Here is a 7,642-nt window from a genome sequence, read left to right on the forward strand (position 1 = left end):
CGGCCCCTGTTGCCGCGCCACCAGCGGATCCCTATCCCGAATCCCTTCCGTTATCCAACATGCCCTGAATTATGGCAAAGTTAGGGCGTTTTAACGGCGCCCTGAAGGAGGGGTTTGTGATGAAAAAGCACGCGCAGGCTTTGATGGAAATGAAAGGGCGGACGCCCATCGCCATGTTGACCGCCTACACCTGCCCGGTGGCCCGGGCTCTGGAGCGGGCGGCGATCCCGGTGATCCTGGTGGGCGACACCGTCGGTATGGTGGAAATGGGCTTCGACAGCACCCGTGACGTCACCATTGATCACATGACCTATCACGTTGGCGCCGTGCGTCGCGGCGCGCCGGAAACCCATATCATCGGCGATTTGCCGTATGAGACCGACAAGGACCCGGACACGGCACTGTGGAACGCCCGCCGCCTGATCGCCGCCGGCGCCGACAGCGTCAAACTGGAGGGCGCCAAGACCGGGGTGATCCGCCATCTGGTGGACAACGGCATCGCGGTGGTCGGGCATACTGGCCTGACACCGCAGACCGCCAAGAGCTTCACCAAGGTGGGACGCACCGAACAGGAAGCCAGGCAGGTGCTGGAGGATGCCGTCGCCATCCAGGAAGCCGGTGCCTTCATGATCGTGCTGGAGCACATTCCCTACAATCTCGGTGCGGAGCTCACCGGCACCCTGCGGATTCCCACCATCGGTATCGGCGCCGGCCCGGACTGCGACGGTCAGGTACTGGTGATCAATGATGCCCTGGGGCTGGGTGACTACTGGCCGCCGTTCTCCAAGCAGTACGCTCACGTCAGCCGCACCATTTTGCAAGTGGCGGAGGACTTCGCCAGCGAAGTGGCCTCCCGTGAGTTCCCCAACAACATCATCGCTTTCACCGGTTCAGGGAAAGCCTGATGCAGGCATGACATAAAGGATGTCGTTAATGACGGAAAGGGAAGAAAACGATCTGGAACGCCTGTTGCGGCTGGCCGCCGATGAACCGGCCCACCGGCCGGAATTCTACCAGCGGCTGCTGGAATCCACGGTCTATGTGCTGGGCACCGCCAATGGCGGTGAAGGGCAGACCACCCTGGAGGCCGGCAGCCAGGTTAATCTGACGCAATGGGAGAAGCAGGACGGGACCTCGGCGATTCCGTTCTTCTCGTCGCTGGAGGTGTTGAGGCAGGGCATTGAGGAGGAGCAGTCCTACCTGGCGTTGACGGCCCGTTCCCTGTTCGAAATGACCGAGGGCGCGACCCTCTATCTCAATCCGCGCCTGCCCTATGGCAAGGAATTCGTGCCGGAGGAAGTGCGGGGGCTGTTGAAGGAGGGGGTCGGCAGTGCGCCGGAGCAGCGTACGGTGGAGCAGGACACCGAGGTGTTGTTGGGACAGCCAGCCGAGTATCCGGCCGCGATGGTGGATTCCTTGACCCAACTGCTCGCCAAGCACGGCAACGTGAAGCGCGCTTTTCTGACACTGATGCACGACCGTTCCGTCAGCGAGCACCCCTCCCTGGTGGTCGGTATCGAGGCGGAGGGGGATATCGAGCCGGTGATGCGCGAATGCGGTCAGGTCATTGGCGATACCGTAAGTAAGGGGAAGGCGGTGGATCTGTACCGGATTGCGGAGAATGACGAAGGGCTCAGCCGTTATTTCGTGGAACAGGTGGAGCCGTTTTATCAGCGCCGCTGGGGATCCCGGCTGCGCAATTTCTTCAAGGGTGGAAACGCCTGAGAGAGACCATTGCCTCGGAGGGAGTGATGAAACAACCGGTTGCCGAACTGAACACCGAGCGTCTGCGTTTACGCCAGTGGCGGCCCGCGGATCGTGCCCCGTTCGCGGCCATGAACGCGGACCCGGAAGTGATGCAATTCTTCCCCGAGACCATGAACGAGGCGCAGAGCCAGGCCATGGCGGATCACTGCGAGGCGTTGATCGCCGAGCGGGGGTGGGGATTCTGGGCATTGGAGCAACGGGAGCAGAAGCGGTTTCTGGGATTTGTTGGCCTCAATATTCCCAATGTCATGCTGCCGTTCCAGCCTTGCGTGGAGATCGGTTGGCGCCTGCGCCGCGACGCCTGGGGCAATGGCTATGCCACGGAAGCCGCGGCCGCGGTGCTCGAGTTCGGCTTCGACAACCTGGAGCTGGAGGAAATCGTTGCTTTCACCAGTGTGCTGAATTACCGCTCCCAGGCGGTGATGGAGCGGCTGGGCATGGCGCGGCAGGAGGATACCTTCGACCATCCCAGCGTGCCGGAAGGCATGCCAATACGGGAGCACTGTCTTTACCGGCTGTCCGCCGGGGACTGGCGTCGACGGTAGTCAATATTCGAACCAAAAGGGAAGCCGAACAATGGAACAGGGAAGCCCGAGTCAGGGGGAGGGGGCGCCTTACGCGCCGCCGCGAGCGGATCTGTCGGAAAAAACTCCGCGACCGGAGGCGTTGATCGACACCGGTGCGCTGACCAAATGGGTGAAACGTTTTTTGTACGCGGATATGGCCATGGCGGCGGTGGCGGTTATTTCAGGACTACTGGAATATCGGCTATTGCTCCGACTCCGCGACGGCGTGGTGTTGAGCGATCAGGTTATCGAGGCCAGTTATCTCCGCCAGGGAGTGGTCGGTCTGGTGCAAACCCTCGTTCTGCTCACCGCCATGATCCTGGTGGCCCGCTGGATCTACCGCGCCAACCAGAATTGCCGGAGGCTCGGGGCAGCGGACATGCGGTTCACGCCGGGCTGGGCGGTGGGCTGGTACTTCATCCCCGTGCTCAGCATGTGGAAACCCTATCAGGCGATGAAGGAAATCTGGCGTGCCAGTGCCGCCCCCGCCGATTGGCACCGCCAATCCACGCCAATGCTGATGCCGGTGTGGTGGGGGATGTGGTTGCTGTCCCTGGCACTGGGGTCAGGCATCATGCAACTGGCCCGGCATGCGAATTCCATGGAGGACTACCTGCTCCTTAGCCAGGTGACGCTGGTGGCGGACTTTTTGGAGATACCGCTGGCTTTCGCGTTAATGGTATTGATCCGGCGTATCCATGCCATGCAGCGCTCGGCTTGTGGCGTGTGAGCGTGTTGCGTGCAGGCAAATTATGGGACAGTGGCGCCGGAGGAGACGGTGATGGAATCGAACATCGTACTGGTCTACGACAAACAATGTCCCGCCTGCGACAACTATTGCCGCTGGGTTCGCCTGCGTGATGCCGTTGGCTCCTTGCAACTGGTCGACGCGCGCGAGGACACGGAGATTCTGCGCGAGATTACCGCCCGTGGCTGGGACATTGACCAGGGCACGGTTTTGAAGGTCGGGGATCAACTCTATTACGGTGCCGACGCCATCCACGCGCTGGCGTTGATGGGCAGCCGTTCCGGGGTGTTCAACCGCTTGAATTACTGGATGTTCCGCTCACCCAGGGTGGCGTCGGTGTTGTATCCGGTGTTGCGCGCCCTGCGTAACCTGTTACTCAAAGCACTGCGGAAAAGCAAAATCAATAACCTGGGCAAAGCGAACAATGAACGCTTCTAGGTAATGTTTTTCCGGTTTTTTGAAATAAAAAAATAAAAAGAGACCGGTTGTCTCCGTCAACCCCGAAGGGCGACGGAGGCCGGTGAGGTTCAGTGCAGAGTATCGTCGTCTTCAAAATCAAGAAACTCGTACTCGCTAAGTTCCCGTTTCAGACGGCGCTCCTCCAGCCGATCCTCGATACGATGACGCATGTCCATGTTGAAACTGCGAGCGCGAGCACTGCGTTCCTCCTGGAGCTCCTCACCGTTGTCGTCATCGACAAGGTCAAAATCATCATTCATCAGCAGGTCTTCCGATTCATAGTCTCGGTCAGCGCGGCGGTTACTCATGGGGCCTCCTTTCGGTAACGAAAGCGCCGTAAACAACCGGGTGCCAAGGGGGACTCCGCGAACGGAACGCCCAACCCGACTACCTCAGCGCCTATATAACTTCTGTCTTTCCCCGATACAAGTATTTTTTGGGTTCATCGTGGAATAACCGGACTGGGGAGCTCCATCGGGGGGGCGGGTCAGTACGGAGGCCTTCCGGGATCGCCGTGAATACATCCCCGTAGACTCCTGGTTTGACGTCCCTGTCAAACAGGGTCCCGGAAGGCCTCCGTACTGACCCGCTTCGAGTGAACCGCGGCACTTTGGGCTCCAACAACGTCGACCGCTGCCACGGAAGGGGCTACGAAGCGGCTGTGGGAAGCTTGCTTGCAAGCGAATCCTGGGGTCCGAAAGCCCATTCGCTTGCCAGCAAGCTTCCCACGGCGGCGTTGTAGCTGCCTTCGAATTTATCTCTCCAAGGCCAAAGAACATCCGCACTTTCCGGTTACCTCGAAGCGGAACCGCGTTACGCCTTTGCGGGACCCTGGCGAACAGGGACGTTCGGACGTATTCACGGCGTTCCCGTAAAGGCATAACGCGGCTCCGCTGTCCCTGATGGAGGGAGGCACTGAGGCAGGTCTGCACGGAAGCCTTTCGGCGTCCGGCGCTATGTGACCGTGGTCATAAGCCCGGGATCTCCATCCCCCGATGGCGAGGGAAACGCTGGCGGGCTCCGGGGAGGCTTTGTAAGCTGCCCTTTTGGGCGGCCGCGAGCGGCATGGACCCGGGATTGGGGAGATAAAAGACAATGGCGGATTGGCTGGTGGTAGTGGGCGTCAGCATGGCGGTCATGGCCACGGTGGGGCTGATCAGGCAGGCCGCCTGGCACGGCCATAGCCTGGTCCTGTTCGTATTGCCGGTGGCGGGGTTACACCAGGTTCAGGAAAACTGGGAGGCCTATGGCCGGCTCGCCCTGTTGCGGGTCGCCGGATTGGTCATCACCTTGGCGGGCCTGGGGCTAATGTACGTGGACTACCGGGAAAACGCGGCGATTCCCCCGGTGTCCGGTCAGGTGGTGAGCGGCGCCGCCGACATTACCAGCAGCCCCTTCGTGCGTTCTTCCGAGGCGGCCCTGCTGATGGCTCGTGGTGAGGGGCATCCGCTCACCGGCCGATTGCACGGCACCGATCTGAAAAACTCTCAAGTGACGCTGGTCAACGGCGTCTTGACGGTACACCAGGGGGACGGCGTGTTGCCCGAGCTGTCCGTCAGCCTGCTCTTGAGCTGGCCGACGGCGTCGATTCGCGAGCGCCGTACTCTGCTGGTCTCTCCCTGGGAAGAGGGCGGGCCGGAAATCCACCTTTCCTGGACCCCGGCCGGCCAGCAATACCCGGAAACGCGCATCATCCGTAACGGCTATCGCCTTGACCTGGCGCTGGCGCCACGGGATCCCGGCGGCTTCAACGGCACTATCCAACTGGTCTTGCCTGACCAGACGAACAGCTATCTGGTGGGGGACTTCACCGCCCGTACCAACCATCTGCGCTATCGGGATGGCGACGTGGACGCCGGTTTCGATCACCCGGATACCCTGGCCTGGGTATCGGAGCAGTATCTGCAGACTCAGTTTCCCGCAGGGGTATTGCAAAACGTCGAAGTGGAGAACGTGATTCTGCGCCGCGCCGCCGGCGAGGGCCGGGTGGAGGTTCGTCTGACCCGCTCCGATGGTGGCCGTGAACGGCGTCAACTGGGCCTGGAGAAGACCCCGGTGGGTTGGGCGGTGACACCGGGCTCCATGACCGCTGGCCGCCAGCCGACGGCGGAACCGCCACCGCCGCCGAAACCGCCGGCACCGCCGGGACCCGACACGTCAGTGCCACTAACCGACCTGCTGGTGCTGGCGCCGTTGACCGGCAGTGAACTGACGGTGCGCGAAAGCGGTGGCCGGGAACGCACCGGGGTGCTGACCCGGGTCGCCAGCGACCGGCTCTGGCTGCGCCTGGCGCTGGGAGCCGGTAGTGCCGAGATCGCCGTCGACGGCACCCTCATCGACAGCCTGAGCAGCAATGACGGCCGCCGCTGGCAAGTGGCCGCGACCGCCGCCGCTACATTGCCACCGGAGGTGCCGCACGGTGATCCCGCGGAACCGCACACGCCTTATCAGGTCTTGCTGGGGCGCCTGGTACGGGTCACCACCGGGGATGGTAAAACCCAGGAGGGACGCTTGCAGGCGGTGGAAGGCGGGCGTATTACTTTGACTGTGCCGGTGGGCGCCGGCACAGTGGAATACTTTCATGCACTATCCGATATCGTGTCCATGGAGGCGGTTAGGTGAATATCCTGATGACCGGCGGCACCGGTTTCATCGGCGGCGCCCTGGGACATCATCTGCACAGTCACGGCCACCGGCTGGTGGTGCTCAGTCGCCAGAGCCGGCAACGGGCGCAGGCGTCGTGCCCGCCCGGCACCCGGATTATTTCCTCGTTCAATGACATCGCCGATGACGAAGCGCTGGATGCGGTGGTCAATCTGGCCGGCGAAAGCCTGTTCAGCCGCCGCTGGAGCGCGGCGCGCAAACAGCGACTGTTGGATTCGCGGGTCGGTGTTACCGATGACCTGGTGGCGCTGATGCGCCGTTTGCGGCGCCCGCCGGCGGTGATGGTTAGCGGCTCGGCGGTGGGCTTCTATGGCGACGCTGGTGACGCCGAACTGACCGAGCGCAGCCCCGCCCGGCGCAAGGACTTCGGCTACCGGCTCTGCGACGCCTGGGAGCAGGCCGCCCGCGAAGTCACCGGCCTGGGCATGCGGCTGGTGATCGTCCGCACTGGCGTGGTGCTGGGCGCCAACGGCGGCATGCTGGCCAGATTGTTGCCCGCTTATCGGTTCGGTCTGGGGATGCGTCTGGGCAGCGGCGAACAATGGCTGAGCTGGATCCACCAGGATGATCTGCTGGCGATTCTGGCCCGGGCCCTGACTTCTCCCAGCGTCGAAGGTGTGTTCAACGTCACCGCGCCGGAGCCGGTGACCCAGCGCGAGTTTCATCGTGCTCTGGCCAGGGCGGCGCGGCGCCCGGCGCCCTGGGTGATGCCGGCGCCGGTGTTGCGACTGGCACTGGGCGAGATGTCGCAACTGATGCTCGGCGGGCAGCGTGCCTACCCCCGTCGACTGGAAGAGCAGGGGTTCGTGTTCCGTTATCCCCGCCTTGAACAGGCCCTGGCCGATCTGGTGTGAGACGGACGCCAGACGCCGGATGCTAAAGTCAAACCCCGGCGCTGCGGGCGTTGCGGTCATAAAAAATTGCCGGGAGCAATTTTTAACGTTGCTGTGCGACGGCCCGCAGGGTGATCGCCATGGACGGCGGTCATAAAAAATTGCCGGGAGCAATTTTTAACGTTGCTGTGCGACGGCCCGCAGGGTGACCGCCATGGACGGCGGTCATAAAAAAGGTTCCTCGCGGTTTAGCGGGAAGGGTCGCTCCGGCGGGGGGCTCCCGCATTGCCCGGTTACCTCGAAGACCTCCCTTCAGAGGTGGCTACAGCGCCGCTGTGGGAAGCTTGCTGGCAAGCGAATCGCCAACGGCTCAGGGCATTCGCGGCCAAGCGGAGCGCCGCCCGGGCCGCTTCCCACAGCGGCTTCGTGGCGGATCCGTGGGAGGCCCGCTTGCTGGCGAATTCCGGCCCTCTGGTGTTGGGATACTCGCTTGCCAGCAAGCTTCCCACAGTGGCTTCGTGGCAGACCTGTGGGAGACCAGCTTGCTGGCGAGTTCCGGCCCTCTGGTGTTGGGATATTCGCTTGCCAGCAAGCTTCCCACAGCG

The 7,642-nt window shown here is 62.6% G+C and carries 8 protein-coding genes; 7 read left to right on the forward strand and 1 reads right to left on the reverse strand.

Annotated features, from left to right (window positions below):
• Positions 1 to 119 precede the first annotated feature (119 nt).
• From panB to E0L37_RS17770, 5 genes are read left to right on the forward strand one after another with little or no spacing between them, the layout of a single operon-like run.
• Complete coding sequence (gene panB, locus E0L37_RS17750; RefSeq protein ID WP_133493004.1) at positions 120 to 905, forward strand: 3-methyl-2-oxobutanoate hydroxymethyltransferase; 786 nt, start codon at positions 120 to 122, stop codon at positions 903 to 905.
• Positions 906 to 933: 28 nt separating this feature from the next.
• The gene (gene sseB / locus E0L37_RS17755) at positions 934 to 1,725 is read left to right on the forward strand and encodes an enhanced serine sensitivity protein SseB (protein WP_133493005.1); all 792 of its coding nucleotides are present in this window, start codon (positions 934 to 936) and stop codon (positions 1,723 to 1,725) included.
• Positions 1,726 to 1,751: 26 nt separating this feature from the next.
• A complete protein-coding gene (locus tag E0L37_RS17760) occupies positions 1,752 to 2,312 on the forward strand; it encodes a GNAT family N-acetyltransferase (RefSeq protein WP_133493006.1) in 561 nt (186 codons plus the stop codon).
• Positions 2,313 to 2,343: 31 nt separating this feature from the next.
• On the forward strand, positions 2,344 to 3,063 hold the full coding sequence (locus E0L37_RS17765; protein ID WP_133493007.1) for a DUF4328 domain-containing protein: 720 nt from the start codon (positions 2,344 to 2,346) through the stop codon (positions 3,061 to 3,063).
• Between the two features lie 51 nt (positions 3,064 to 3,114).
• Positions 3,115 to 3,519, forward strand: a complete 405-nt coding sequence (locus E0L37_RS17770; protein ID WP_133493008.1) for a DCC1-like thiol-disulfide oxidoreductase family protein — start codon at positions 3,115 to 3,117, stop codon at positions 3,517 to 3,519.
• A gap of 89 nt (positions 3,520 to 3,608) precedes the next feature.
• On the opposite strand, the gene E0L37_RS17775 is transcribed toward E0L37_RS17770, so the two are convergent.
• A complete protein-coding gene (locus E0L37_RS17775) occupies positions 3,609 to 3,848 on the reverse strand; it encodes a PA3496 family putative envelope integrity protein (RefSeq protein WP_133493009.1) in 240 nt (79 codons plus the stop codon).
• 787 nt (positions 3,849 to 4,635) lie between these two features.
• On the opposite strand from E0L37_RS17775, the gene E0L37_RS17780 reads away from it, so the two are divergent.
• Both E0L37_RS17780 and E0L37_RS17785 read left to right on the forward strand, forming a co-directional pair.
• Complete coding sequence (locus E0L37_RS17780) at positions 4,636 to 6,162, forward strand: hypothetical protein (RefSeq protein WP_133493010.1); 1,527 nt, start codon at positions 4,636 to 4,638, stop codon at positions 6,160 to 6,162.
• On the forward strand, positions 6,159 to 7,058 hold the full coding sequence (locus E0L37_RS17785) for a TIGR01777 family oxidoreductase (protein ID WP_133493011.1): 900 nt from the start codon (positions 6,159 to 6,161) through the stop codon (positions 7,056 to 7,058). The genes E0L37_RS17780 and E0L37_RS17785 overlap by 4 nt, the downstream gene beginning before the upstream one ends.
• The last annotated feature ends 584 nt before the right edge of the window (positions 7,059 to 7,642 follow it).

It is taken from the genome of Alcanivorax sp. 24 (genome assembly GCF_004360225.1).
GTDB classification, from domain to species: Bacteria; Pseudomonadota; Gammaproteobacteria; order Pseudomonadales; family Alcanivoracaceae; genus Alloalcanivorax; species Alloalcanivorax xiamenensis.